Origin of the sequence: Legionella geestiana (genome assembly GCF_004571195.1) — a bacterium.
In the GTDB taxonomy this organism is placed as follows: Bacteria; Pseudomonadota; Gammaproteobacteria; order Legionellales; family Legionellaceae; genus Legionella_B; species Legionella_B geestiana.
Map to the genome: position 1 here is coordinate 826,376 of NZ_CP038271.1, position 23,978 is coordinate 850,353.

A 23,978-nucleotide genomic window follows, 5' to 3' on the forward strand; every position below is an offset into this window, starting at 1 on the left:
CGCTCAAATACCTTATAGATGTTCATCGACAACTAAATAAACATCTACCATGATCTGAGTATGACCAGTATTTGAGGTATCTCAAAATGACTAAGAATGTACAAATGTCTATTAAAATGGAACCTGAACTGCACGATAAGTTTATGGCAGCAGTCGCAGCTGTTCATACACCGGCCGCACAGGTCGTAAGACAACTGATGCGAAAATTTATCGCTCAACAGGAAATTCCTAACGATGCAACGATTGCTGCGATGCAATCTGCCGATAAAGGTGAAGGAATACGGTTTAAAAGTGCAGACGAATTTTTTAAAGACTTAGGGATTTAGGAAGGAATTTGGGGTGTGAAATCCGATTCAAGGTACACAGTTTAAACGCGATGTGAGACTGTGCATAAACGCGGGAAGAATATCGATAAGTTACGGACGCTAATGACACTTTTAATCGATGAAAAAAACCTGCCCGCTGAATATAAAGACCATCCTTTGAAAGGCAATTGGGCGCACCATCGAGACAGCCATATTGAGCCTGACTGGTTACTTATCTATAAAATAGACGGAAAAGATATTTATTTTGTGCGAACAGGTACCCATGCCGACCTCTTCATGTAACAGATGGACCTGTGTACGGGATAAAAAATCGTTGTCTTCCCGGAGCTCATGCTGGAGTCAGCCCCGTGCCGGCACATGGATAGGTTCCCGCCTGCGCGGGAATGACAGGATTCGGGGTGTGTGCAGAGGCCAAAATCTCTCCCACACTGTCTTCCCCGCGCAGGCGGGGACCCATTCGGGATGTGGCACGGAACCAACGCATGGAACGATTCAGCCTGGTTACGGTACAAAAATACACGTGAATCCCGAGGCGCGGAAAAAATGTCCCGCACACAGCAGATGGACAAAAACCACGCACTCATTACGCCCGCGAAAAATCAAACCCCATCACATCACTAAGCTGCGGCTTGCCGAGCTTTAGGGCCAGAAGGCGATCGAGCCCGACTGCTACGCCGCTGGCCGCGGGCATGCCGGCTTCCAGCGCCTGTAAGAGCCAGAGGTCGGGCAGTGCCGTTGGGAAACCGCGGCTGGCACGGATGGCCATATCGTCTTCAAAACGCGCCCGCTGGGCACTCGCGTCTGTCAATTCGTGAAACCCGTTGGCGAGTTCCACACCGCGAAAATACACTTCAAACCGTTCGGCAAAGCCATTATTAACGATGGCAAGCGCCGATTGCGAGGGCGGAAACCCATGAACGGCGACAGGTACGCTTGAGGCCGCCAGTGCTGGCTCCACCACATGACTCATTAAGAGAAAAAGATACTGATCGCGGTCTTTTTCATCCGCATCGATAACATTGTCAAGTCCATGCGCCTTAAGTGACGCGCAAAGACCTTCAAGGCTTTCTGTAAACGGGTCAATTCCTGCGTGCCTGATGAACACCGTCTGGTACGTTTCACGCACCATCGGCGCGGTGTTGAGGAGTGTTTGGAGAAGCGCGTCTACTTCATCCATCAGAGCATGGTGATCAATCCCTGGCCGATACCACTCGAGCAGGGTAAACTCAGGATTATGCCAGCGTCCAAGCTCATCATCACGAAACACGCGCGCCAGTTGAAAAATGGGGCCGGAACCCGCGGCCAGCAGGCGTTTCATGTGGTATTCAGGAGAAGTCTGGAGGCAGTAGTCCTTTCCACGAAAGGTTGCGCGGATATTGGCAAGATAAGGGTCGGTAATGCCAAAGCGCGCCATTATCGGGGTTTCAACCTCGAGATAACCGCGCGCATCAAAAAAAGCCCGAATATCAGCCATAAAGCGCGCACGAGCGCGCAGGGTGTCGAAAGTGGCTCCTGGACGCCAGTCTTCAAGATTAACCGTGTGATTCATCAGTAAAAAAGCCCAAGCTCCAGTCTTGCCGCTTCCGTCATGCGCTCTTGCGTCCATGGCGGATCCCAGACCAGTTCAACCGTGCAGTCCGCAACACCCTCAACCTGATTAACAGCCTGCTCGACCGTGCCCGGAAACGTCTGCGCCACCGGGCAGCCAGGGGTGGTCAGCGTCATTTTAATATCGACTTCGTGGGTGGGATTGATAATCACATCATAAATTAACCCAAGGTCGTAAATATTAACCGGAATTTCCGGGTCATAAACGCCCTTCAGTGCGGTAATGACCGCCTCTTTCAAGGCCGCTTCATCCCGTTTTTTCTTAAGCCCCAACATGACTTACTCCGTTGATACCGTGGCTGAATCCTGATGCAGGGCGGCCTCCAGCGTATGCCAGGCAAGGGTCGCACATTTCACCCGTGCGGGATAAGCGCGTACACCCTCAAGAACCGCCAGCTTGCCGGGAGCCTCTGCATCGGTGGAGCCCGCAAGTACCGCGTGCATGTTTTGAAAAAGTGCCTCTGCCGCTTCCACAGTCTGCCCGCGAACGGCATCGGTCATTAAAGACGCCGAGGCCTGCGAAATCGCACATCCCTTTCCGACAAAACTGATATCCTGCACCACTCCGTTCGCAGTTTTAAGGTAGACCATCAGCGTGTCGCCACAGAGTGGATTCGCACCACGCGCGCAGGCACTTGCATCGTCCATGGCGTGGTGGTTGCGGGGGTTACGGTTGTGGTCAAGAATGACCTCCTGGTAGAGTTCGCGCAAATCAGGTTTCATGCAAAAAGCTCCTTCACGTTCTCAAGCGCGTTCATACAGGTGTCAATTTCCTCCACTGTGTTATAAAAGGCGAGTGAGATTCTTGCGGTGGCTGCCACACCGAGGAAGTCCATCAGAGGCATGGCGCAATGGTGGCCACTGCGAATGGCAATACCTTCATTATCGAGAATCGTGCCGATATCGTGTGCGTGAATCGTGCCATGCACAAAAGAGAGCACCGGAACTTTTGGCCCCTCCACCCCAATCAGGTTATAACCACGGATAGAGCGCAACGCACGGGTCGCATAATCGAGCAGGTAATCTTCCCAGGCAGCGAGTGCTTCGAGGTCAAGCCCCGCCATGTAATCAATGGCAGCTCCAAGACCAATGGCACCGGCGATGTTTGGCGTACCCGCCTCAAAACGCTGGGGCGGAAGCGCATAATCCGTGGCTTCAAAGCTCACAGTATTAATCATTTCGCCACCACCCTGCCAGGGCGCACAATCAGCGAGCAGCTCCCAGCGCCCCCACAGCACGCCTATACCGGTAGGGCCATACATCTTATGCCCGGAAAACGCGAGAAAATCACAATTGAGGTCCTGCACATCCAAAAGCATGTGCGGTGCCGCCTGCGCGGCATCAAGGAGCACAAGGGCACCGTGCGCATGCGCCATCTCAATCATTTTTTTCACGGGATTGATAATACCCAGCGCATTAGAAGCGCAGGTGATAGCGACAAATTTTACGTTTTTCGAAAGGAGTTCCTCAAAGGCTTCCAGCGACACCTGCCCATCGGCAGAAACCGGCGCCACATGCAGCTCGGCACCCGTGCGCTTACACACCATCTGCCAGGGCACAATGTTAGAATGGTGCTCAAGGTATGTGAGTAAAATGCCTTCTCCTGGCTGCAGCCGGGGGGCCACATACGCCTGAGCCACAAGGTTTATCCCCTCGGTGGTGCCACGTACAAAAATGCATTCACGCGTGTCAGGAGCATTGATAAAACGCGCCACCTTGCCGCGCGCCGCTTCATAGGCAAGCGTTGCGCGCTGACTTAAAGTGTGCACGCCGCGATGAACGTTGGCATTATCATGCGCATAATACTGCGCGATGGCATCCAGCACCTGTCGCGGCTTTTGCGTGGTGGCGGCATTGTCAAAATAGACCAGCGGGCTTCCGTTAACCTGTTCGTTTAAAATCGGAAAATCATCCCGCAACGTTTGTATCATCGGTGCCAGCGCCGTTGTATCCATCAAACCTCCCCACCCGTCAATTGGGTACTGAGCCAGGTGCGCAGCAGAGGATGCGTGTTGCGCAGATTTTCAGTAACGAACCCGCGCACCAGCAGCGCCCGCGCATCTTCCAGCGAAAGGCCGCGCGCCTGCAGATAAAAAAGTGCATCACGGTCGAGCTGCCCCACGGTCGCACCATGCGAACAGCTGACATCATCGGCAAAAATTTCAAGCTGTGGCAGGGTATCAATCTCGGCATCCGTCGAGAGCAGCAGATTACGGTTATTCTGCAGCGCGCGCGTTCGGTCAGCACCCTTCGCCACTACAACGCGCCCGTTAAAGACGCCGCGGCATTTACCATTCAAAACCCCACGGTAATCCTGCACGCTTTCGCATCCGCCAACCTGGTGTTCAACACGAGTGTGATGGTCAATATGCTCCCCTTCACGCGGCATGAAAACACCGTTTTGCAGGCAGCTTGCCCCTTCCCCTTCGAGGCGGATATCAACATCGCGGCGCACCAGTTTACCGCCGAGACCAAAGGTGTGGCTTTCAAAACGCGCGCCCCGCATCACGCGGGCAAATGTATGGCCGACATGGCGTGTGTGTGTGCCATCGGCTCGCAGGGTGTAATGCGCCAGTCTCGCATCCGCTTCCAGCGCCAGTTCAGACACGGCGTTGGTGTGACACGCTTCCACGCTGTCGCTTGCGTAATATTCAACGACTGTAGCATCGCTCCCGGGAGAGGCTATCACGAGATGACGCAGATACACGGCTTCAAAGCCCCTGTCCTGCCAGTGACAAAGAATCAGCGGCTTTTCAAGTCGCACGAAGGGCGCGAGATAGATACAAACACCGGCATTCAACATCGCAGCGTTGTAAGCCTCAAAGCCGCTTGCAGGCTGCATGATGCGTCCAAGGTAGTCCGTAACCGGCAAATTATCCGTGTGCAGGGCGTCCTTAAGCGGCATGACTTTGACGCCTGCAGGCAGGAGGCTCTCATCAATGGGTTGGAGTCTGCCGTTTACAAACTGCAGGCAAATGCCGTCATTGCACCAGGACGGCAGGACATCCGGCTCTGTTTCTGAACCGCATGCAGGCATAAAACGCGCTGATTGCATAAAATCAGCAGGCGTATACTTCCAGGCCTCTATCGCACGCGTTGGCCAGCCTGCCTGTTCAAACGCGGCAAGCCCTGCCTGTCGCAGGGCACTAAACCCGTCAGGGTGCGTGAGAGCGCGCGCGCGCTCGGCATACCATTCCACAGACTCGTTCATGCCTGCTCCGTTTCACCGGTCCAGCCGTAGCCAGTCTTTTCAAGTTCTTTCGCAAGAGATTTATCACCTGAGCGAATAATGCGGCCATTTGCTAAAACATGCACAAAATCAGGCTCGATATAATCCAAAAGCCGCTGATAGTGCGTCACGAGAATTACGGACTTGTCGGGCGCACGCATGGCATTCACACCCTCGGCAATAATGCGCAATGCGTCAATATCAAGACCGGAGTCCGTCTCGTCAAGAATGGCAAGTTTTGGTGCGAGTGCTGCCATCTGCAGGATTTCGTTGCGTTTTTTCTCACCCCCCGAAAATCCTTCGTTAATACTGCGGTATAAAAAGCCTTCGTCCATCTCAAGCTGCGCACATTTCTCGCGGATAAAGCTTAAAAACTCAACCGCATCAAGCGTCTGAATGCCCTGAGCGCTGCGAACGGCATTCACCGCCGCTTTCAGAAAATGAATATTGGTGACGCCCGGGATTTCTACGGGATATTGGAACGACAGAAAAATGCCAAGGCGCGCGCGCTCTTCTGGAGAGAGCGGCAGTAAATCCTGCCCCATATACTGCACGGAGCCTTCAGTGACTTCATAATCGGGGTGTCCTGCGAGCACTTTGGAGAGCGTGCTTTTACCAGAACCGTTCGGTCCCATGATGGCATGGACTTCGCCCGGACGAACGCTCAAGTTTATCCCGCGCAGAATGGGCTGCCCCTGAACTGATGCATTTAAATGACTAATCTCAAGCATGTTAACCTACCGCCCCCTCAAGACTGATTCCAAGAAGCCGACTGGCTTCCACCGCAAACTCCATGGGTAACTCTTTCAGCACCTGTTTGCAAAATCCGTTGACAATCATCGATACCGCATCTTCCGTACCGATACCGCGCTGCTGACAATAAAAAAGCTGCTCGTCACTGATTTTTGACGTCGTGGCTTCATGCTCAACCACCGCACTCGGGTGTTTCGCCTCAATATACGGATAGGTATGAGCCGAGCACTGACTGCCCATCAACAGTGAATCGCACTGGGAAAAATTACGCGCCCCGACCGCTGTTGGCGCAATGCGCACCAACCCACGATAGGCATTATGAGATTTTCCAGCACTGATACCTTTTGAGATAATGGTAGAGCGGGTATTTTTGCCAAGATGAATCATCTTGGTACCGGTATCAGCCTGCTGGTAATTATTAGTGAGCGCCACGGAATAAAATTCGCCCACAGATTCCTCACCTTGCAGTACCACACTTGGGTATTTCCAGGTGATGGCAGAACCGGTTTCAATCTGCGTCCAGGAAATATGTGAACGTCTGCCACGGCAGGCACCGCGCTTCGTCACAAAATTATAAATACCGCCTTTACCGTCTTTATCGCCTGGATACCAGTTTTGAACCGTAGAATACTTAATGTGCGCATCTTCAAGCGCCACAAGCTCTACTACCGCCGCGTGCAGCTGGTTCTCATCACGCATCGGTGCGGTACAGCCTTCAAGGTAGGACACATAGCTGCCCTTATCCGCCACAATGAGCGTTCGCTCAAACTGGCCGGTGGAGGCCGCATTAATCCGGAAATAGGTGGAAAGCTCCATGGGGCAGCGCACGCCCTCGGGAATGTAGACAAACGAGCCATCGCTGAAGACTGCGGAATTAAGGGCTGCGTAAAAATTATCGCGCGCCGGCACCACCGTGCCAAGGTAGCGGCGAATCAGTTCAGGATGCTCACGCACGGCCTCTGAAAACGAGCAGAAAATCACACCGACTTCCGCGAGTTTTGCCTTGAAGGTAGTCGCCACTGACACGCTGTCAAAGACGGCGTCGACCGCCACTCCGGCAAGCATCGCCTGCTCCTTGAGCGGGATGCCAAGCTTTTCGTAGGTGCGCAGCAGTTCGGGGTCGACTTCATCAAGGCTTTTAGGCGCATTTTTAGCACTTTTAGGCGCAGAATAATACGACAATGCCTGATAATCAATCGGCGGATAGTGCACGCTTGACCACTCGGGCGGCGTCATGGTCTGCCAGTGGCGAAACGCCGCAAGGCGCCACTCCAGCAGAAAATCCGGCTCGTTTTTAATGGCGGACAGGCGACGAATAACCTCCTCGTCAAGCCCGGGCGCAAAGGTTTCTACTTCGATATCAGTCACAAAACCGTGCTGATACTCCTGTTCAAGCAGGGAATGAATTTGTTCGTTACTCTTAGCCACGTTCTACTCCACGTGCAAAGTGACGGATGCGTTCCACCTCAACGGTTGAGAGGACAGGACGCGCCAGCGCCTCAAGACTGACACTGCCAAGCGCCTGCTCAATGGCCTGACTGATAAGCCGCCAGTTACCCTGAACATGACAGACGCCCTCAAGCGCGCAACTGCCCGCGTGCACACTGCACTCAGTCAGCCCGCGTTGCGCTTCCAGCGCATAAATGATTTCCGCCACTGAAATATCAGCAGCAGAGCGCTCCAGCCGATACCCGCCAGCCACCCCGCGCACCGAGCGCAAAAGCCCCGCCGAGGTCAGCCGTTTCAAGAGTTTGCTGACAGTTGGCAGGCTGAGGCGCGTCTGCGCCGCGATATCACTCGCCGCACACAACATCTGCGGGTGACGGGCGAGGTACACCATGATAACTGTTCCATAATCGGCCAATTTGCTAATGCGAAGCATACCACTACTCCCGGCGCCAATCCAGTACTAAATCGGTCTTGATTGCATTTTCATAACCGACTTAAGCCACTTACTAATAATATAGTACTATTTTAGTTCTATATCTGGCAAATGCGCGAATACTACCTTAAAAGGGGCACTTGGGCAAGGATAGAGTATGTTATAAATGCGCGCCCTCGTTAATGAGGGACACCGACAAAACGGTGCTTAAAAGAGCAGAGTGTAACTTTAATTTTCTCTGAACATGCCGTATACTGGCTCACCTTTTTTTAATCAGGAACTGAAAGCATGAAACCTTATCCCTGCCTGATGCACACCCTGCTTGCCATCACCTGTGTGGTTTTTTTGAATGCTGCGTCTGGGGCGGCGTTGCTGTCTTGAATGCATTAACCATGCCCTCAAAATGCCTTGATATGCGCATTTAATAAACACTTAAGTTTGCCTCGCTATACTGAAGTTAAGTTGTCTGATTAATGGCCTGCAAAAATGGTGATACGATATAAATTCAGTGGTCTTTACAACCCTGAACCCTTCGGTAACAGTGGACACCAGACGTTCCGCGCAACCTACCGGCCAGAGCCGCAAATCATCCATGTGGATAATGACAGCGATTCGGATGATGACAGCGACATTGGCACGAGCGGCCAAAGCTCGCACGAACAACCGCAGGGTATCAATGTCATTTACAAGGCAAACAAACACGGACGCCCCAAAGCATCTGTATATGAAGTGGCGTTCAGCGAGATTGCCCGCCTGCACATGATGCCGGATATCACGCCCGTTCAGACGCTGTGCGAGGATGATAACAAAAACATTGTCGGTGTCTGTTCCGAAAATATCAGTTATGCGCTTGAAAGACGCCATCCGAAAGAGCAACTCTACAGCCTTGCCTTGAATGGAAACAAATATGAATGCAAAGAACCTGATGAGAATAACCGCCTTCACAAAACACCGTTTCATTTTTTGAACGAAATGCCCAATGGCTTTTTTGATGAACTTCTGGCAGCGCATAACACCTCAAAGCACTATAGAATCGACATGGAAACGCTTGCCAGTTCGCTCGTAGGCAAGTATGTGCTTGAAGAAGATGATTTACACAAAGGTAACCTTGGGATTTATACCCGTAAACTGGAAGGCAAAAATGTGGTGCATTTTTTCAACATCGACCACGACCTCCTGATGAGCGGCAGCATCACCTCGTTTTTTGACCATCGGGGGCCAAACTTTGCCTATGGAGTGACCGATTACCAGATAACGCCGCGCGACCTTCTGAATTTTCCCGATTTAAAAGACTCGAAAAACCACTACTGGCCCACGCAGAAACGCCATATGGTGCTGCCGGGGGATAAAAAAATCTATGACCACGGGAAAGAACGCGAAGCGTTTGCAAAACTGAAATACAACAAAGAATTCCAGCGCTACAAATGGAAGTACCTCTTAAAAAGCGCCATCATTCCGCCTGAACTGACAGATTTGGCACTGCAGAAGCATCTTGATATCAAGAAGCCCGGGCAGAATCAGCACCGCATGCTGATTTCACAGGCCCTCGCCGAGCGCCAGAGTCAGTTACGCGCGGTATTATTTTCGCTGAAAGAGTTTCGAATGTATCTGAAAACCAACGATGGACAGAATGATTTTGCAGACATTAAAGAGCAACTGATGCGATATGGGGAGGATAAGGTCAGTTACCTTGATAGGATTCTTGAAAGCCTGCACGATACCTTCAAAGAAAGATGCAAAAACGTTGAAGATACTGACACGCCTTTGCATGTTGCCCTGCGTATGCAGGATTATCGTTTTGAACAGACACTGATGCTTTATGGCAGTGACATCAATACACCTAATAAACTACATCCGCCACAATGGCCTGTTGACATTGTGGCCAGTCAAATTGAGGGCTATCTGCAGAGAACGCCGGAATCAAGAAACCCCTCCCTTGACCCTGTTCTTGTCTTGCAGCATCTTTTAAAAAATGGCGCGCGCCTGACAATAGACGCGGAAAGGATGGTCACGAAAAACGGTTTTACGATTCAGGGCAATAAAATCGGTACGAAATCGCCAAACAAGGGCGACCCGTTTGTCCCGCACGCATTTTCATACTATTTAGGTACAATTATTCAAAGTTACGACCAGCTTTTAACAACTATTGGTACCATCGGGCAAGACCCTCTCCTGTCGCTCAAAACTAAAAAAAAACTGACTATCGACCTTGTGCGAAGCAAAGGAAAACATTTGACCCAGGATCAATTGGATACATTCAAGACTGCACTCAATGGGAATGGACAAAACCCCATTGATGCAAGGCTCAAATTCCTTCACCAGTTGCGCAGCACGTTGTGGATTATCCGCTGGCTCCGGGGGGGGCTCTATGGCAAAACAAGCAGCGTCAACAAACTTAATCGCATGCTGACACTGGGACCAAGCGTGCACCATCAACCGCTTCCGTGGCCCGCGCTGCATGACAGTCCTAATCGCCAAAGTCGCACGGTATCATGTGGCTCAGATTCGGATGACGACAATAAACCGGGTGAGAGTCAATACAACCCCATGCATACAGACGATGATTATTCCTCGCCGGAATGTAATTCACTTTAACGTCAATAAGCTGGTTCGTGCGCGCATCTGGTTCATAGAATCTGGTTCATAGAATCTGGTTAATACCCATCTGGTTAATACCCAGTTGAGCATTCTCTGATTTTGCGCTATGTTGGAAGTTCCAGATGTTTTCGGAACGTTGAGAACCGTCACGAATGTGGACAGGGAGTGTTGGTCACGGGGCTTTTGCCCGGTTGGCCGTATTTATTGACAAGGAGCAATCATGGCAATTGGTGAAGTCAAGTGGTTTAACAATACTAAGGGATGGGGATTTATTATGCCGGAAGGCGGTGGTGATGACATTTTTGTTCATTTCTCTGCCATTCAGGGCACTGGCTACAAGACGCTGATACAGGGTCAGCAGGTCAGCTACGACCCGCAGAAAGGCGACAGAGGCATTCATGCAGCCAATGTTATGGCGCTTGGAGATGCCCCGGCCGATGGACAAATGGCCTGATTCGCATAAAGAAGGCCTCGCTGCATTTTCCATTATCCGGTATGATGGTGTCCCTTTCAGTATACGGGCAGGTACATGCAACACGGCCTCTTGCTAATCAACCTTGGCACTCCCGACAGTCTTGCGCCTAAAGATATCAGGCGTTTTCTGCGCACGTTTCTCAGTGATGGGCGGGTCATAGATCTGCCCGCGCTCCCGCGCTGGCTGCTGACAAACGGGATTATTGTGCCACTGCGCGCCAAAAACACCCGTCATGCGTATCAAAGCATCTGGACGCCAGAAGGCTCTCCCCTGCGTAAAATAAGCCTTATGCTTCGCGATAAACTGGCAAACCTGGCTCAGAATACCTTTCAGGTGGAAATCGGCATGCGCTACGGAACACCGGCGCTTACCGAGGCGCTCGACCGGCTCAAGCACTGTGAATCCATCACCCTGCTGCCCCTTTATCCGCAGTACGCATCGTCCAGCAGCGGTTCGGCGATTGAACATGCGCTTTCACACATCAATACCTGGAATGTTTTGCCAAACCTGCGGGTCATTCGTGATTTTTACCAGCATCCGGCTTTTATTGCGGCACAGGCCAGCTGCATTCGGGAAGCGCTTGCAGACAGCGAGCATCTCTTACTGAGTTATCACGGCGTACCGGTGCGTCATCTTGAAGCCATTGGGTGCAGACCCGTGTGCGAAAAAGCCTGCAGAACCACTCCTCCAAACGGCTGCTACCGTGCGCAATGCCTTGAAAGCTCGCGCCTGTTAGGGGAAGCGCTTGGGCTCGCGCCTGATGCATACACCAGCGCCTTTCAGTCACGCGTTGGTAAATTACCGTGGATAAAACCCTTTACCGATGCAACGCTCAATGAGCTTCGCGACAAAGGCATTCGCCGACTTGCGGTCAGTTGTCCGGCATTCGTTACCGATTGCCTTGAAACGCTTGAAGAAATCGGCATGCGTGCCCGTGAAGAATGGCTGGCACACGGGGGAGAATCTCTCACCCTCGTGCCGTGCCTCAATACCCGTGATGACTGGGTGGAGGCGCTTTACACGATAGCTTCAGGCACCTGCAGTGATAATGCATAAGGTATTGTATTTAATGAGCTTTTTGTAGGCTGGGCTGAGCATGGCGAAGCCCGGCATCGGATATCACCACATGTATCCATCCCCGCGCTTATCAGCGCAGGCTACGGCTCTGAATTTAAATAACCCATTGTATTTAATGGGTTTTTGTAGGCTGGACTGAGCGCCGCGAAGCCCGGCATCGAGTATCGCCACATGCATCCATCCCCGCGCTTATCAGCGCAGGCTACGGTTCTGAACTTAAATAAACCATTGTATTTAATGGGATTTCTTGTAGGCTGGGCTAAGCGCCGCGAAGCCCGGCATCGGGTATCGCCACATGCATCCATCCCCGCGCTTATCAGCGCAGGCTACGGTTCTGAACTTAAATAAACCATTGTATTTAATGGGATTTCTTGTAGGCTGGGCTAAGCGCCGCGAAGCCCGGCATCGGGTATCGCCACATGCATCCATCCCCGCGCTTATCAGCGCAGGCTACGGTTCTGAACTTAAATAAACCATTGTATTTAATGGGATTTCTTGTAGGCTGGGCTAAGCGCCGCGAAGCCCGGCATCGGGTATCGCCACATGCATCCATCCCCGCGCTTATCAGCGCAGGCTACGGTTCTGAACTTAAATAAACCATTGTATTTAATGGGATTTTTTGTAGGCTGGGCTAAGCGCCGCGAAGCCCGGCATCGGGTATCGCCACATGCATCCATCCCCGCGCTTATCAGCGCAGGCTACGGGTCTGAATTTAAATAAGCTATTGTATTTAATGAGCTTTTCTCAGCCTGAGCTGAGCATGGCAAAGCCCGGCATCGAGCCTCACCATGCCGCATACTCTCTTTCACTCAAAGGCATTAATACCGGTAATATGACGACCGAGCACCAGGGTATGGACATTGTCCGTGCCTTCATAGGTAAATACCGACTCCAGATTTAACATGTGGCGTATAACCGGGTATTCAAGGCTTATGCCATTCGCCCCCAGGAGATTGCGGCATTCGCGTGCGATGTGGAGCGCTTCACGACAGGCATTGCGCTTGGCGAGTGATATCATGGTCGGTGTTTCCCGCCCCGCATCTTTCAAGCGGCCAATGCGCAGATTCATCCACTGTGCCTTGATAATTTCACTGTACATCTCTGCCAGAGAGGCTTGAATCATTTGAAAGCTCGCAAGCGGCCTGCCAAACTGACGGCGTTCAAGGAGATAATCCCGGGTGGCATCAAAACAGGCCTGAGCCGCTCCTATCGCGCCCCATGCGATACCAAAACGCGCCTGACTGAGGCAGCTTAAAGGCGCTTTGATGCCGCAGGTACTTAGAGGCAACATGTTTTCTTCCGGCACAAACACGTCCTCAAACACCAGCTCCCCGGTAAGAGACGCGCGCAGTGACATTTTGTGATGAATTTCCGGCGTAGAAAAGCCAGCACTTCCACGCTCTACGAGAAAGCCCCGAATGCCTTCAGCAGTTTTTGCCCAGACAATGGCAACATCGGCAATAGGGGCATTGGTAATCCACATTTTACTGCCACGCAGACGCCAGCCGCCTTCTACTTTTTCAGCTATAGTGCGCATGCTGGCGGGGTCGGAACCCGAATCAGGCTCTGTCAGACCAAAGCAGCCGATAACCTCACCTTTGGCCATTTTTGGCAGCCAATAGCGCTTTTGTGCGTCACTGCCGTAGCGAAAAATGGGATACATGCAAAGCGAGCTCTGTACAGAGACAAAACTGCGAAGCCCACTGTCACCGCGCTCAAGCTCCTGACACACCAGTCCATAGGTCACATAGGAGGCATCAGCGCCTCCATATTCGGCGGGCAGTGTCAGTCCCAGAAGCCCAAGCTCGGCGCACTGCCTGATAAACTGCCGGGGGAAATGTCCCGCTTCGAAAGACTCTGCCATCACCGGGATAACCTGTTCGGTGACGAAGCGCGCAACGCTGTCACGCACCATCCGTTCTTCATCCAGCAGCTCTTCATCCAGAAACAGCAAATCGTCCACGTTCTTTCTCCTTCGATGTTGAACAGAGCTCCCGAACCGCCTCGACAATACCGTCGCGGCTTGGAAGCAGGTGTTGCCAGGCCGTTCCCAGTGGAATAAAGCAATCCTCACCGGTCATCCTGCGAATTTTAATGCGCCCCGCTCCCTGCTCCACGAGAAGCGTCATCAGCCCCTCACTGAGAGAACCGCTCCGACGCCCCTCATCGACAATCAACACGCGTTTGGCGCGTGCGACTTCCCGCAGGATAGCCTCTTCCGGGAGCGGAGAAAGCCAGCGCAAATCCACGACTTTCACACGAATTTTATCCTCATCCGCAAGAATTTTCTGTGCCTGACGGGAAAGATAAACACCGTTGGCATAACTGAGAATCACCGTATCGCCCTCGCCATACACGCCGACCTCAAACGGTTCAATGCGGGCGGACGGCTCAGGATACACACACAAATATCCGTTATCATGAGGGGCATGCAGGTCTTTAGTCATGTAGAGCGCGATAGGCTCAAGAAACACCACAACTCGCCGCTCAATGGCAGCAAGGTGCAGGCAGGTGCGCAGCATTTTCGCCGCATCTTCCCCGTTTGAAGGACAGGCAACCAAAACGCCTGGCAGGTCGCGCAGCACGGCGATGGAGTTATCATTGTGAAAATGGCCGCCAAATCCTTTCTGATAGGCAAGAGAGGCGATGCGAATCACCATCGGGTTGGTGAATTGTCCGCTGGAAAAAAAAGACAGTGTCGATGCTTCACCGCGCAACTGATCTTCCGCATTGTGCAGATACGCCAGAAACTGAATTTCAGGCACGGGAATAAACCCGTTATGGGCAAAACCAATGGCCGTGCCAAGGATGGTGGTTTCATCAAGAAGCGTATCAAAAACGCGGCGCTGCCCAAAGCGCGCCTGTAAATCCGCTGTCACCCGATACACCCCGCCCTTTTTGCCAACATCTTCGCCAAACATCAGCATGTTCGGGTATTGCAGCATTAAATCGGTGAGGGCGGCGTTAATGTTCTGACACAGGTTTCGCGGTTTGGCGAGCTGGTTAAAACCCGTTCCAAATACCTCCTGACGCTTAGCGTCAGAGGGGCGCGGATACCGCACTCCCTTCAGGGGTTTGGGCACGATGGAGGCCATAATTTGCGTGCGGTTCGAAAGCTTTGGCTCCCGCACGACTTCCGTTGCCTTTGCCTCGATGAGGGTACGGTTCTGTTGATAAAGCGCGAGAATATCGCTCGCCTGCATCCAGCCTTCGGCCTCTATAAGACCTGCCGTGTAGAGCAGCGGGTCGAGCGCTTCGGTCGCTGCAATTTCCTGAGGCGTACGATACTGGGTTTCAATATCTGAGCCTGCATGCCCCATGAGGCGAACGCAGCGCATATGCAGAAACACCGGCTGGCGGCGCGTGCGTGCAATTGCAAGCGCTGCTTTGGTTTTTTGCCAGACATCGGCAATATTAAGCCCGTCACAGGCGATATAATGAAGCCCCGGGAAATTGCCAAAACGCTCGGCAATCCAGTCGGTCGGAGTCGGTACAGAAATACCAATCCCATTGTCTTCGCATACAAAAAGAATCGGTGTCGGGCAGGATTGTCGCACCGCCCAGGCACAGGCATTGAAGGTGGTCTGCGCGCTTGCATGATTGGCGGACGCATCGCCAAATGAACAGTAAATCACAGCATCTTCAGGAAGCATTGAGGCCAGTTTAAGCTCTTTGGCGCGACGAATGGAAATGGCCGCCCCCAGTGCCTTTGGCAGGTGTGAGGCAATAGTGGAAGTCTGGGGGGGAATGTTCAGCGCATGACTGCCAAACACCTTGTGCCGCCCCCCGGAAATGGGATCACGGCTTGAGGCCACAAGCGAGAGCAACACATCCCGCACCCCGTCAACCGTCTGCGACCGGCGCGCCCGTTCAATAAAAAAAGCGCCGCTGCGGTAATGCAGAAACGCCATGTCGCTCGGACGGAGCAAGGCCCCAAATACGGCGTTCCCCTCGTGACCGCTGCTGCCAATGGTGTACCAGGAAAGGTTTTTTTCCTTAAGTTCGCGTGCAATCAAATCAAGGAGGCGCGATTTAATCTGGGAATCGAAAAGTGACAGTGCCGTGGCCTTATCCATGCCCGCACCGCTAAACGACGTTGTGCTTTGCGGCAATGGAAAATCACCAGCACGCGCACGCGCGAGGAAGCGTTCCTCAATAACAGCCTGTTCCATACTCCATCCCTTGAGCCAGGCGCCTGCAGCGCCCTGATGTGAGCGGACAGTATATACCCAAGACGCCTGCACGGGTAGCTCCTCCATTGGCAATTAAAGACCACTTAATATACACTCTAATTATAAACCAAACAGGAGTCCACCATGCGCTGGATAGCACTCTTCCCTCTGCTCCTTATACTCGCAGGTTGCGGTACCGATGTGGTTAACTCGGTGGAATACCGCGAAGTCGTAGTACCCCCCATGTACGGCCAGGTCACCGTCATCGACACCACTCCGGTCGATGTGACGAAAACGACGGTGTATTACTATTAGGTCTTTTGATCTTTGGAGGCTCAAGCCATAAATCAGGGGGATTTGGTTGAAATCAACATGTAAGCCCATTAGAAATTTTTCCACTTTTTTTGAAGTCAGGCTGCGCGCTTTACGAAAAGAAGTTCTAATGTGCTCCAGTTACCGGGATTCGGGTTGAGGTTACCAGTGAGATACAAATTCTTATTCAATTATCATTTTTTTTCTGATACGATTCCCGGGTTTTGGAGCAAAAATTTTCAATATATACAGCATATGGATGTTTAAAGGATGTTTTTAAAGAATAGAGATTATTTTCAAGGTTATGTAATTAAAAGACTTTTAGATTTAGTCAATTACCTTACGGAAGTCATAAAGCAAACAGATAAGTCTTCTGAGCATAAATACGCACTGGTTGATTATTTTGATAAAAAGGGTTCTGGTTACTGTCGGGTTCATACCATTGGAACCGGGGTCATATCAGACTTCAAGCCCTCAGATATTATGATTGATGATGACTTTATTTCTGGATTCAATCATCTTGACGTTAGAACAATATCTAATCTTGCTCACATGTAGAAAAACAAAGCGATTTCAAAAATATTTTCTGTGGACTATGTTAATAAGACCATCTGTTTTTCCGTAAAAAACAAAATAAAATTTTCTTTGCCACTATCCGATTACTCCGAGATACAAAATATACTGGATTCTCTTGATAATAAAGACGCATTTTTAATCGGCAGAATGATCGGTGAATACGATGTCCAAGTAAATCAGTAAGGATTAAAAACCACTTCAGGTTTTTTTTCAGTATATCCTTCCATCTTTTTAAGAAGCCTTACCGCGATTAAGCTAGGGTATGAACAGGCCAATATAATCAACACTTTAGCGATAATTGTAGTTAGGAACTGCTGTAATAGCCTTTCCGGACTAACGCTATTTATGTACAGTGAAGGGATAACAATCAATGAAAAAGATGCCTGAGCAATAATCGAAGCACCAATGACGCGAAAACAAAAAAACCTGCCTTTTAAAAGACCCTTCCATTTTGAAACGCACAAAGCATTGATCAAATCACTGAACAGAAAACCCAAGCTGTATACTACAGTGACATAAATAGCCTGATTGAAAATGAGCATGTACGCGTCACTATCAGCGGAAAGCTCTGGCGCCGGAAACTTCAAGAGTAAACTGACTGTTAAGCTAAAGATAAATATACAAATAAAATTCCCAAAAATAATTTTCCTGGCATTTTTATAACCATATGTTTCTGTAATGATAGCTGCCATCAAGTAAGTTAGCGAAAAAGGTACAACTCCACCGGGAGTAAGGAAAGGACCAAGCTCAATAATCCGATAGGTAAAAATGAGAGCAGAAAGTAACAATGTAACCGAAAGCATTGATAAAATCGGTAAATATTTGTTTCTTGTGCATGTTGAGTAGAAAATTTCAATATTATTCATAGTAACTAGATTATTGCATTCCTAAGGAAAGATTATGCTTCAGGGAACTCTTACATCCCGATATTTCAAGAGTAGAATAATACATTACGGGTTCAGTGGTGTTCCTATGCATTTTGTAAGCACTTACAACGTCCGACAGAAACTTGTCTTTCAATGCTTGAGTTGGAAGTATATCCACGTGACCAAGCCAGCAGTTTATCGATTGTTTCATTTCATCATCACTGATATATCGACACTCAAGCTCTGTTTTTCGTATAGATATTTCCATGGGTATTTCGTCAACGATGCATTGATATTCATCTTCTGAAATGAAAGTTCTTGGCATGGGATAATCTCTAAAAAAATCAGCCCAATCGGGGCGGTGAACTACCTCTTCAACGACAAGGTATGCGTCATGTTTCAACGGGTACATCAAGAACATATGTCCATCATCTTTCAAACTTCGAATGATGTTTTCAATGGCCTTTCGCTGATCTTCAAGCGGTATCCATGACATTGTCCAAAATGAAACAGCAACATCAAACTCATTCTCATGATCAATATTCAAAACATCATTACATTCAAAAGAAAGATTATCGAGGGAATAGTTTGCAGAGGCAAAGCTTATCATATCAGCATTTATGTCTATGCCATGTATCCGGCCGCCTTGAACCCGGCTTTCTGCAATTTGATGGGTGATTTTTCCAGTACCGCATCCAAGGTCCAATATCTTCTCATTACCAGACAATGTTAATGCGTCAAGCATTAACATTGCTGTCCGGTACTGCATTACAGACTGAATGTCGTAATCTTCAGGATTCCAATGTTTTGGCATATTTTCTCGCTGTTCTTTTTAATTGTTGAAACTAAATATAGATTGAACGACAACACCCACTATTTTGTGAAGGTTCCTGTCAAATTGAATACTTGGAATTGTTGGCTCAAGAGATTTCAAGAATGCTCGCCCCCCATCAAAAATAAGGCGTTTCATAGCGGTATACCTATCCTGTTCATTGATAATAACGAAGCTTAAATGAACGGCCTCTCTTTCCTGATCCACTACTAAAAGAGTTCCCTCTGGAAATCGATTGTCATAAGCATTAAGGACATATAACCCAAAAACAGATGCGTTATGTTTACTTGGAAAAACAATGAACTCTTTGGGGTTTTTAAGTATTTCTAAAGAGGGAAGTAAAATTGCCTGCTCCCAAGAAATTATTGGAAGTTTCGCACTAAGATTGTCTAACTTTTTTCCCATGACAACCGGTTCATATCCATAACGCTCTATAATACGCTTAATTGAATCTATGGAGGGGTTTTTTGTGGCACCACTCAATATTTTGTGAAGAACGGAACGATCAACCCCAGTCAGCCTGGATAAATCAGAGGCGGTGATGCCCTCTTCCTCCATGAGAGTATTAATATTTTCCGCAATACTGGTCATTCTTACAATAACTTAAAAAAACCAACAATAAATAGCTCCACTTATACAAGGCTGACATGGATTTGTCAAATAATACAAATAAATATTTTTTTCCCTTGGTATCAACTGAATTGTTTTCAATAGATAAAATTTATATTTTCAAATTTGAAAATATAAGCTATCATGATTTGCAGTTTATGAATATGCCTTAACGGGCTTTATACAGTAAACGTCTTAGGGATTCACTGATTGGGAGTCCTCCTGTTACGGATGGGAGTTAAAATGATTTTTGCCAGTATGGAAAGAGTTTCGCAATTAAAGCAACGAGCGTTTATGCATGCCCTAATAACTAGCAATAAGATTAAATATGAACATATTTCTGCGTTTTTAGATATTCCGATTGCCAACTTAAAAGCCCTGTATGACGGCAAATATACCCTTGATGAAGTCAGTTCGTTGAAACTAACGGCTCTTGTTGCACTGTACTTATGTTCTTAGGCGAAATCCTGCCCAAAAGATACGCGGCTGTAACGTTTTTTCAGCGTCCTTTCCCGGGCTTATCAGCCCGGGTTACTCATTTGACGGCGCATGATCCGCAGTTCTTCGAGCAGTTCCAGTGCAAGGGCGGCTCCCGCCCAGTTGACACCGAGATCGCGGTGCAAATGGAGGGCGGTGCGAATGCGGGTGATGGCGATGGCATCAAAAACCCACTCACTGGCCTGCCCCGTACCGGCGTTAACAATGCCCTCTTCCACCATTTCGAGAATCACACTGTTAGTGACCCCAAATGACCCGCACACTTCGGTAAGCGTCAATGAAAAATATTGCTCGCCCGTCAGGGTGTTTTGCTCATCCTTCATGTTTCATCCCCAATGACTCACGCGGGTTAAAGGTATTCAGACGCGCCATCTGCTCATAAAGCGCTTTCATCGGCTCTGAGGGATTGGGCGGCAGGACTATTTCCGGTGTGACCAAAACGTCTCCAGGAGGATGCCCCGGCAGACCGCGGCCTTTCAGGCGCAGCGACTTGCCGGAACTCGTTCCGGGCGGAATTTTTAGTTTAACAACGCCTCCCGGTGTCGGCGTCGAGACAGTTGCGCCAAGTGCCGCTTCCCACGGGGTAATCGGCAGTGTCAGGTAGATATCCCGCTTTTCGAGGCGATAAAGCGGATGCGGGTTGATATGGATTTCGATGTATAAATCACCAGCCGGACCACCATGACCAGACTCGCCCTGCCCGCGCAGACGAATCACCTGGCCATCCATCACGCCCTTTGGAATCTTAACTTTCACCGTGCGCGGCTCAAGACGAAGCTCACCGTGTGCATCCACCCTTGCCGACTGTAACTGCAGCAGCGTTTCCCGCCCCTCAAAGCTGTCCTCGAGCGACACCGAAAGTCGGGCATGCACATCTTCACCGGCACGCTGGCGATAGGTTTGCTGATGACGCTGGCGCAGAATGCTGTCTAAAAAATCCTGAAAGGCAGCCGCCTCATCTCCCGTTGGCGCTTCATGGGTGTATGCCCCTCTCGCGGCACCAGGGTTGTTCTGCTGCTGCCAGTACTGGCCGTACTGGTCGTATTGTTTGCGCTTTTCCGGGTCTTTAAGCACTTCGTAGGCTTCGCCCACTTCCTTAAATTTTGCCTCGGCATCCGCTTCCTTGCTCACATCGGGGTGGTATTTGCGTGCAAGCCTGCGATACGCATGGCGAATTTCATCGGCAGTCGCAGTTTTTTCCACGCCCATGACTTTGTAATAATCTTTGTAATCCATGTCGCATCTCGGAGGTCCAGCTCTTTTCCAGTATATACCGAGGATATCCGGATACGCGAGAGTAACCATTCACCACGTTCACCGAAAAGCCTATTTGGCGCATCTTGTGCGAACGCATTACAAAAAACTGCTCACATACCGGTGTATGCTGCGCTTTTTTTGTAATGCGTTCGCACAACCTGCACTCAAATCTGACTTTTCCCCTAAAGCATTCAAAATGTGGTGAATAGATACACGCGAGATTTGACTTGCCTTCTCCAGATTTCTGCAGTTAACATGCCCGAGGGCTCACAGTGGAGACTACCGCATGCTGGCATCACCGAACGACCTGCAGTATTTTGCCGAAGTAGCCAGTACCCTGAATTTTTCCCGTGCCTCAGAGCGCATCGGCATCAGTCAACCCTCACTGAGTGCCGCCATGAAACGCCTTGAACATGCGATGGGGGTTACGCTTTTTATCCGGGGCAAAAATGGTGTGACGCTGACCCAGGCTGGCCGTCACCTGCAGGCACACACCCGTGAGCTGCTGAAAATGTGGGAGGACGTGCGCACGGAGTGCCTGGCCTCGCATGAAACCATCGCCGGCCGCTATAAGTTCGGCTGCCATGCCTCAGTGGCACTGTACGCTCTTCCGCAGTTTCTGCCGGCACTGCTTGCTGCAAATCCGAAGCTTGAAGTGCAGCTTCAACATGATTTATCGCGAAAAATTCTTGAGGGAATCATCAATTTTTCCATCGATCTTGGCATTGTCGTCAACCCCGTTCGCCACCCGGATTTAGTCATTCACAAGCTCTGTGATGATGACGTACGCTTTTTTCGCTCAAACGCGCTCGATACCCCGGTCACCCGGCTTGATTCCGGAGAAACCGTGATTATATGCGACCCGGAACTTGCTCAGTCGCAATGGCTGTTAAAGCACCTGCACCGTGAAGACCGGGTGTATCGACGCATCGTGACAAGCAGCAGCCTTGAAGTGACCGCAAGCCTTACAAGCAGCGGCGCAGGAATTGGCATTCTGCCGGAGTGTGTCGCTAAAACGCTCTGTCCCGGGCACGTTGAACCCCTTCTGGAGCTGCCTTCCTTTCGTGATGAAGTCTGCCTTGTCTGGCGGCATGAAAACCGCTCCATTCGCGCCTTACAGGCAATGATTGCAAGCATCAAAGCCTGCTTTGACGCCTGGCACCCCATCCCCTTAAAACCGGCTCTGGCACGCAGTACGGTTCAGGCCTGAACATTCAGATAATGCGCGAACCAGATGCGAACACTCTCCTCACCAAGGTGCTCGTGAATATAAGGAAGCATTTTAGCGATATCACGCTCCACATCGGCTCGCGGCCGTGGACGGTTATCAAAGAGATTCGGCAAATGGTGCAGGTACTCACCAAAATACGTCTCACAAAAGCGCATGTAATCAGCGGTAAATAGAATGAATTCATGCCACATTTCATCAATTTCCTGCATGCCACGCACCATGAAAAAACGCTCAGGCAAACGGGGGTCTGCGGGATTTTTTTGCCTGTCCAAAGCATGTTTCTGCGCCAGCCAGAGGTATTTTTTCATCTCCAAAAAAGCGCAGGATGCTGACAGCGTGTTATTTGGATAGTTTTGATTATAGAGCTTCAGTACAGCGGGATGTTCATACTCGAGGACATGATTTAGCGCTGGAAGTTTCACAGGAGACTCCTTAAGACAACCGCATCAAAAAGACCCGCCCTGAGGGCGGGTCAGATTTTCACGCACCACACTTTCCGGGGCAGCGCGCGCTTTTTTGAATGTTGCCCATGATTTCGTTGAACAGTTCCTGACGCATTGTTTCTCTCCTCTTTGAAGGGTTATTGTGTTCCGCCAGTCTGGCGGCGAAAACAGTTTCATCGGAATGAAAATCATTCGCAATCAGGAAAGGGCTATCACTGCCATAGCCGGCAAACGCTTCCCCTCCTTCTCGGGAGTGAATAAGCTTTGGGAGTGACATTAACGATAACGATCAACAAGGAGTTACACATGATAAAACGATTGAAATACCTGAGCGCACAACTGTGCAAAGCCACTCACTGCCGCTGGGGCGTGCGCGGCGTTTAAGTGCTTTAGGAGGGGATTATGCATTTTGTCATCCGGCAGGGAATGCGCCTCTTGTCAGAAGCGCTATCCCCTCCTGCTCCCCATGAAATTCTTCAGGGGGAGCGTCTCTTTCGCCCCTTTCTGCGACAGCAGCGTGCATGGATGCGCCATTTTTATCCGGGCGACACTTTGGAGAAACATCGGCCTTCCTGGCAGTATCTGCAAAAATACCTGAGCCCGCTCATTCAGGCTTCAGGCTCGCGCTGGCATTGTGAAGGCATCATGCGCCTTGGTCTTCATTCTCAGGATGCACCGGATTTTTCCGAGTTTGCGCGGCGTTTTCATGGTGAATCCAATGGATTTTCCATACATCCAGTTAAAGGCGAAATCGAACCAGTCACCTATTTTTCCCTGATAGCGCAGAAAAAATTCCCCTGTATCCCTGAAATGCGCCACAATGATTCGCTGTTTTGTGGCAGCGAGCCTGATTTCTGGCATGAAGCAATTGGGCATCTCGCGCCCTTATGCTTCCCTGAAGTGCAGGATTTTTACCTGAGTGTGGCGGATAAAATACTCTCGTCATCAGGCACGCCGCGCTATGAACGTAACCTCGCTATCGCCTGGACACTCAGTGAATATGGCTTTTTGCGTGAAGGGGACTCGCCTAAAATGTTTGGTGCCGCCCTTGTCAGCTCGCATCTGGCGCACATGCGCTATTTGCACAATTATCTGTGTGTGGAGCCGGCAAGTGCCAAAGTGATTCTTGAATCTGGCTTTTATGAGGCAGACCGTGCCATCGCCCGCGATGAGGCAGGACGGCAACGGTTTTTCTGCATGGATACACTGAACATAGATGCCCTGCTGGATTAGG

Annotated in this window: 27 protein-coding genes; 10 read left to right on the forward strand and 17 right to left on the reverse strand. The window is 50.3% G+C overall.

Features of this window, described 5'->3' with window-relative positions; genetic code table 11:
- Nucleotides 1–86: 86 nt before the first annotated feature.
- Entirely contained in the window at nt 87–326 is a 240-nt protein-coding gene (locus E4T54_RS03560) for an addiction module antitoxin (protein WP_035902554.1), read from the forward strand.
- Between the two features lie 102 nt (nt 327–428).
- Nucleotides 429–608 carry a type II toxin-antitoxin system YafQ family toxin gene (locus E4T54_RS03565; RefSeq protein ID WP_172607330.1) on the forward strand — a complete coding sequence of 60 codons (180 nt, stop codon included), beginning with the start codon at nt 429–431 and terminating at the stop codon, nt 606–608.
- Between the two features lie 301 nt (nt 609–909).
- On the opposite strand, the gene epmA is transcribed toward E4T54_RS03565, so the two are convergent.
- The 8 genes from epmA to E4T54_RS03605 are packed head-to-tail and all read right to left on the reverse strand — an operon-like array spanning nt 910 to nt 7,798.
- Nucleotides 910–1,875: an EF-P lysine aminoacylase EpmA gene (gene epmA, locus E4T54_RS03570; RefSeq protein ID WP_028386640.1), complete on the reverse strand. Its 966-nt coding sequence runs from the start codon at nt 1,873–1,875 to the stop codon at nt 910–912.
- Complete coding sequence (locus E4T54_RS03575; RefSeq protein ID WP_028386639.1) at nt 1,875–2,210, reverse strand: SUF system Fe-S cluster assembly protein; 336 nt, start codon at nt 2,208–2,210, stop codon at nt 1,875–1,877. Before E4T54_RS03575 ends, epmA begins: the two co-directional genes overlap by 1 nt.
- A gap of 3 nt (nt 2,211–2,213) precedes the next feature.
- Nucleotides 2,214–2,657: a Fe-S cluster assembly sulfur transfer protein SufU gene (sufU, locus tag E4T54_RS03580; protein ID WP_028386638.1), complete on the reverse strand. Its 444-nt coding sequence runs from the start codon at nt 2,655–2,657 to the stop codon at nt 2,214–2,216.
- The gene (locus tag E4T54_RS03585) at nt 2,654–3,889 is read right to left on the reverse strand and encodes an aminotransferase class V-fold PLP-dependent enzyme (RefSeq protein WP_035902549.1); all 1,236 of its coding nucleotides are present in this window, start codon (nt 3,887–3,889) and stop codon (nt 2,654–2,656) included. The genes sufU and E4T54_RS03585 overlap by 4 nt, the downstream gene beginning before the upstream one ends.
- Nucleotides 3,889–5,145 carry a Fe-S cluster assembly protein SufD gene (gene sufD, locus E4T54_RS03590; RefSeq protein WP_028386636.1) on the reverse strand — a complete coding sequence of 419 codons (1,257 nt, stop codon included), beginning with the start codon at nt 5,143–5,145 and terminating at the stop codon, nt 3,889–3,891. Before sufD ends, E4T54_RS03585 begins: the two co-directional genes overlap by 1 nt.
- On the reverse strand, nt 5,142–5,894 hold the full coding sequence (gene sufC, locus E4T54_RS03595; protein ID WP_028386635.1) for a Fe-S cluster assembly ATPase SufC: 753 nt from the start codon (nt 5,892–5,894) through the stop codon (nt 5,142–5,144). The genes sufD and sufC overlap by 4 nt, the downstream gene beginning before the upstream one ends.
- A 1-nt stretch (nt 5,895) precedes the next feature.
- Nucleotides 5,896–7,344 (reverse strand): Fe-S cluster assembly protein SufB, encoded by a 1,449-nt coding sequence (sufB, locus tag E4T54_RS03600; protein WP_028386634.1) that lies wholly within the window; start codon nt 7,342–7,344, stop codon nt 5,896–5,898.
- Nucleotides 7,337–7,798 (reverse strand): SUF system Fe-S cluster assembly regulator, encoded by a 462-nt coding sequence (locus tag E4T54_RS03605; RefSeq protein WP_028386633.1) that lies wholly within the window; start codon nt 7,796–7,798, stop codon nt 7,337–7,339. Before E4T54_RS03605 ends, sufB begins: the two co-directional genes overlap by 8 nt.
- 486 nt (nt 7,799–8,284) lie before the next feature.
- Here E4T54_RS03605 and ankK point away from each other — a divergent pair, with 486 nt between their 5' ends.
- The 3 genes from ankK to hemH all read left to right on the forward strand — a co-directional run bounded on the left by ankK (nt 8,285) and on the right by hemH (nt 11,927).
- Complete coding sequence (gene ankK, locus E4T54_RS03610) at nt 8,285–10,393, forward strand: Dot/Icm T4SS effector AnkK/LegA5 (protein WP_028386632.1); 2,109 nt, start codon at nt 8,285–8,287, stop codon at nt 10,391–10,393.
- Between the two features lie 223 nt (nt 10,394–10,616).
- Nucleotides 10,617–10,850, forward strand: a complete 234-nt coding sequence (locus E4T54_RS03615; protein ID WP_028386631.1) for a cold-shock protein — start codon at nt 10,617–10,619, stop codon at nt 10,848–10,850.
- 75 nt (nt 10,851–10,925) lie between these two features.
- The gene (gene hemH, locus E4T54_RS03620) at nt 10,926–11,927 is read left to right on the forward strand and encodes a ferrochelatase (protein WP_028386630.1); all 1,002 of its coding nucleotides are present in this window, start codon (nt 10,926–10,928) and stop codon (nt 11,925–11,927) included.
- An 826-nt stretch (nt 11,928–12,753) separates the two neighbouring features.
- Here hemH and E4T54_RS03625 read toward each other — a convergent pair.
- Nucleotides 12,754–13,911: an acyl-CoA dehydrogenase family protein gene (locus E4T54_RS03625; RefSeq protein WP_028387451.1), complete on the reverse strand. Its 1,158-nt coding sequence runs from the start codon at nt 13,909–13,911 to the stop codon at nt 12,754–12,756.
- Nucleotides 13,886–16,120, reverse strand: coding sequence for a dehydrogenase E1 component subunit alpha/beta (locus E4T54_RS03630; protein WP_028387452.1), 2,235 nt, complete (start codon nt 16,118–16,120; stop codon nt 13,886–13,888). Before E4T54_RS03630 ends, E4T54_RS03625 begins: the two co-directional genes overlap by 26 nt.
- Before the next feature lie 144 nt (nt 16,121–16,264).
- Between E4T54_RS03630 and E4T54_RS11990 the strand changes: the two genes are divergently transcribed.
- Both E4T54_RS11990 and E4T54_RS03635 read left to right on the forward strand, forming a co-directional pair.
- On the forward strand, nt 16,265–16,435 hold the full coding sequence (locus E4T54_RS11990; RefSeq protein WP_155832471.1) for a hypothetical protein: 171 nt from the start codon (nt 16,265–16,267) through the stop codon (nt 16,433–16,435).
- Nucleotides 16,436–16,702: 267 nt separating this feature from the next.
- A complete protein-coding gene (locus E4T54_RS03635) occupies nt 16,703–16,990 on the forward strand; it encodes a hypothetical protein (protein ID WP_028387453.1) in 288 nt (95 codons plus the stop codon).
- 194 nt (nt 16,991–17,184) lie between these two features.
- Here the strand turns inward: E4T54_RS03635 and E4T54_RS03640 are convergent, their stop codons facing one another.
- From E4T54_RS03640 to E4T54_RS03650, 3 genes are read right to left on the reverse strand one after another with little or no spacing between them, the layout of a single operon-like run.
- Nucleotides 17,185–17,874 (reverse strand): queuosine precursor transporter, encoded by a 690-nt coding sequence (locus E4T54_RS03640; RefSeq protein WP_081776833.1) that lies wholly within the window; start codon nt 17,872–17,874, stop codon nt 17,185–17,187.
- A gap of 10 nt (nt 17,875–17,884) precedes the next feature.
- The gene (locus tag E4T54_RS03645; protein ID WP_051551075.1) at nt 17,885–18,688 is read right to left on the reverse strand and encodes a class I SAM-dependent methyltransferase; all 804 of its coding nucleotides are present in this window, start codon (nt 18,686–18,688) and stop codon (nt 17,885–17,887) included.
- Nucleotides 18,689–18,706: 18 nt separating this feature from the next.
- Complete coding sequence (locus E4T54_RS03650) at nt 18,707–19,297, reverse strand: LexA family protein (protein ID WP_081776834.1); 591 nt, start codon at nt 19,295–19,297, stop codon at nt 18,707–18,709.
- 261 nt (nt 19,298–19,558) lie between these two features.
- Between E4T54_RS03650 and E4T54_RS03655 the strand changes: the two genes are divergently transcribed.
- A complete protein-coding gene (locus E4T54_RS03655; protein WP_028387455.1) occupies nt 19,559–19,774 on the forward strand; it encodes a hypothetical protein in 216 nt (71 codons plus the stop codon).
- A gap of 62 nt (nt 19,775–19,836) precedes the next feature.
- Here E4T54_RS03655 and E4T54_RS03660 read toward each other — a convergent pair whose 3' ends face one another.
- Together E4T54_RS03660 and E4T54_RS03665 are read right to left on the reverse strand one after the other, a co-directional pair.
- Complete coding sequence (locus tag E4T54_RS03660) at nt 19,837–20,136, reverse strand: chaperone modulator CbpM (RefSeq protein ID WP_035904157.1); 300 nt, start codon at nt 20,134–20,136, stop codon at nt 19,837–19,839.
- Complete coding sequence (locus E4T54_RS03665) at nt 20,126–21,049, reverse strand: DnaJ C-terminal domain-containing protein (protein WP_028387457.1); 924 nt, start codon at nt 21,047–21,049, stop codon at nt 20,126–20,128. Before E4T54_RS03665 ends, E4T54_RS03660 begins: the two co-directional genes overlap by 11 nt.
- Before the next feature lie 307 nt (nt 21,050–21,356).
- Between E4T54_RS03665 and E4T54_RS03670 the strand changes: the two genes are divergently transcribed.
- Nucleotides 21,357–22,280, forward strand: coding sequence for a LysR family transcriptional regulator (locus E4T54_RS03670; RefSeq protein WP_051551077.1), 924 nt, complete (start codon nt 21,357–21,359; stop codon nt 22,278–22,280).
- Here the strand turns inward: E4T54_RS03670 and E4T54_RS03675 are convergent.
- Both E4T54_RS03675 and E4T54_RS03680 read right to left on the reverse strand, forming a co-directional pair.
- Nucleotides 22,271–22,723 (reverse strand): glycine-rich domain-containing protein, encoded by a 453-nt coding sequence (locus E4T54_RS03675; RefSeq protein WP_028387458.1) that lies wholly within the window; start codon nt 22,721–22,723, stop codon nt 22,271–22,273. The genes E4T54_RS03670 and E4T54_RS03675 overlap by 10 nt on opposite strands.
- A gap of 58 nt (nt 22,724–22,781) precedes the next feature.
- Nucleotides 22,782–23,021 (reverse strand): hypothetical protein, encoded by a 240-nt coding sequence (locus E4T54_RS03680; protein WP_028387459.1) that lies wholly within the window; start codon nt 23,019–23,021, stop codon nt 22,782–22,784.
- Nucleotides 23,022–23,146: 125 nt separating this feature from the next.
- Between E4T54_RS03680 and E4T54_RS03685 the strand changes: the two genes are divergently transcribed.
- A complete protein-coding gene (locus E4T54_RS03685) occupies nt 23,147–23,977 on the forward strand; it encodes a hypothetical protein (protein WP_028387460.1) in 831 nt (276 codons plus the stop codon).
- Nucleotide 23,978 lies beyond the last annotated feature (1 nt).

Bases quoted from the DNA above. Each gene is read 5' to 3' on its own strand.
- E4T54_RS03560 (WP_035902554.1), top strand. From the start codon at position 87: ATGACTAAGAATGTACAAATGTCTATTAAAATGGAACCTGAACTGCAC.
- E4T54_RS03565 (WP_172607330.1), top strand. From the start codon at position 429: ATGACACTTTTAATCGATGAAAAAAACCTGCCCGCTGAATATAAAGAC.
- epmA (WP_028386640.1), bottom strand. From the start codon at position 1,875: ATGAATCACACGGTTAATCTTGAAGACTGGCGTCCAGGAGCCACTTTC.
- E4T54_RS03575 (WP_028386639.1), bottom strand. From the start codon at position 2,210: ATGTTGGGGCTTAAGAAAAAACGGGATGAAGCGGCCTTGAAAGAGGCG.
- sufU (WP_028386638.1), bottom strand. From the start codon at position 2,657: ATGAAACCTGATTTGCGCGAACTCTACCAGGAGGTCATTCTTGACCAC.
- E4T54_RS03585 (WP_035902549.1), bottom strand. From the start codon at position 3,889: ATGGATACAACGGCGCTGGCACCGATGATACAAACGTTGCGGGATGAT.
- sufD (WP_028386636.1), bottom strand. From the start codon at position 5,145: ATGAACGAGTCTGTGGAATGGTATGCCGAGCGCGCGCGCGCTCTCACG.
- sufC (WP_028386635.1), bottom strand. From the start codon at position 5,894: ATGCTTGAGATTAGTCATTTAAATGCATCAGTTCAGGGGCAGCCCATT.
- E4T54_RS03605 (WP_028386633.1), bottom strand. From the start codon at position 7,798: ATGCTTCGCATTAGCAAATTGGCCGATTATGGAACAGTTATCATGGTG.
- ankK (WP_028386632.1), top strand. From the start codon at position 8,285: ATGGTGATACGATATAAATTCAGTGGTCTTTACAACCCTGAACCCTTC.
- E4T54_RS03615 (WP_028386631.1), top strand. From the start codon at position 10,617: ATGGCAATTGGTGAAGTCAAGTGGTTTAACAATACTAAGGGATGGGGA.
- hemH (WP_028386630.1), top strand. From the start codon at position 10,926: ATGCAACACGGCCTCTTGCTAATCAACCTTGGCACTCCCGACAGTCTT.
- E4T54_RS03630 (WP_028387452.1), bottom strand. From the start codon at position 16,120: ATGGAACAGGCTGTTATTGAGGAACGCTTCCTCGCGCGTGCGCGTGCT.
- E4T54_RS11990 (WP_155832471.1), top strand. From the start codon at position 16,265: ATGCGCTGGATAGCACTCTTCCCTCTGCTCCTTATACTCGCAGGTTGC.
- E4T54_RS03635 (WP_028387453.1), top strand. From the start codon at position 16,703: ATGTTTTTAAAGAATAGAGATTATTTTCAAGGTTATGTAATTAAAAGA.
- E4T54_RS03640 (WP_081776833.1), bottom strand. From the start codon at position 17,874: ATGAATAATATTGAAATTTTCTACTCAACATGCACAAGAAACAAATAT.
- E4T54_RS03645 (WP_051551075.1), bottom strand. From the start codon at position 18,688: ATGCCAAAACATTGGAATCCTGAAGATTACGACATTCAGTCTGTAATG.
- E4T54_RS03650 (WP_081776834.1), bottom strand. From the start codon at position 19,297: ATGACCAGTATTGCGGAAAATATTAATACTCTCATGGAGGAAGAGGGC.
- E4T54_RS03655 (WP_028387455.1), top strand. From the start codon at position 19,559: ATGATTTTTGCCAGTATGGAAAGAGTTTCGCAATTAAAGCAACGAGCG.
- E4T54_RS03660 (WP_035904157.1), bottom strand. From the start codon at position 20,136: ATGAAGGATGAGCAAAACACCCTGACGGGCGAGCAATATTTTTCATTG.
- E4T54_RS03665 (WP_028387457.1), bottom strand. From the start codon at position 21,049: ATGGATTACAAAGATTATTACAAAGTCATGGGCGTGGAAAAAACTGCG.
- E4T54_RS03670 (WP_051551077.1), top strand. From the start codon at position 21,357: ATGCTGGCATCACCGAACGACCTGCAGTATTTTGCCGAAGTAGCCAGT.
- E4T54_RS03680 (WP_028387459.1), bottom strand. From the start codon at position 23,021: ATGTCACTCCCAAAGCTTATTCACTCCCGAGAAGGAGGGGAAGCGTTT.
- E4T54_RS03685 (WP_028387460.1), top strand. From the start codon at position 23,147: ATGCATTTTGTCATCCGGCAGGGAATGCGCCTCTTGTCAGAAGCGCTA.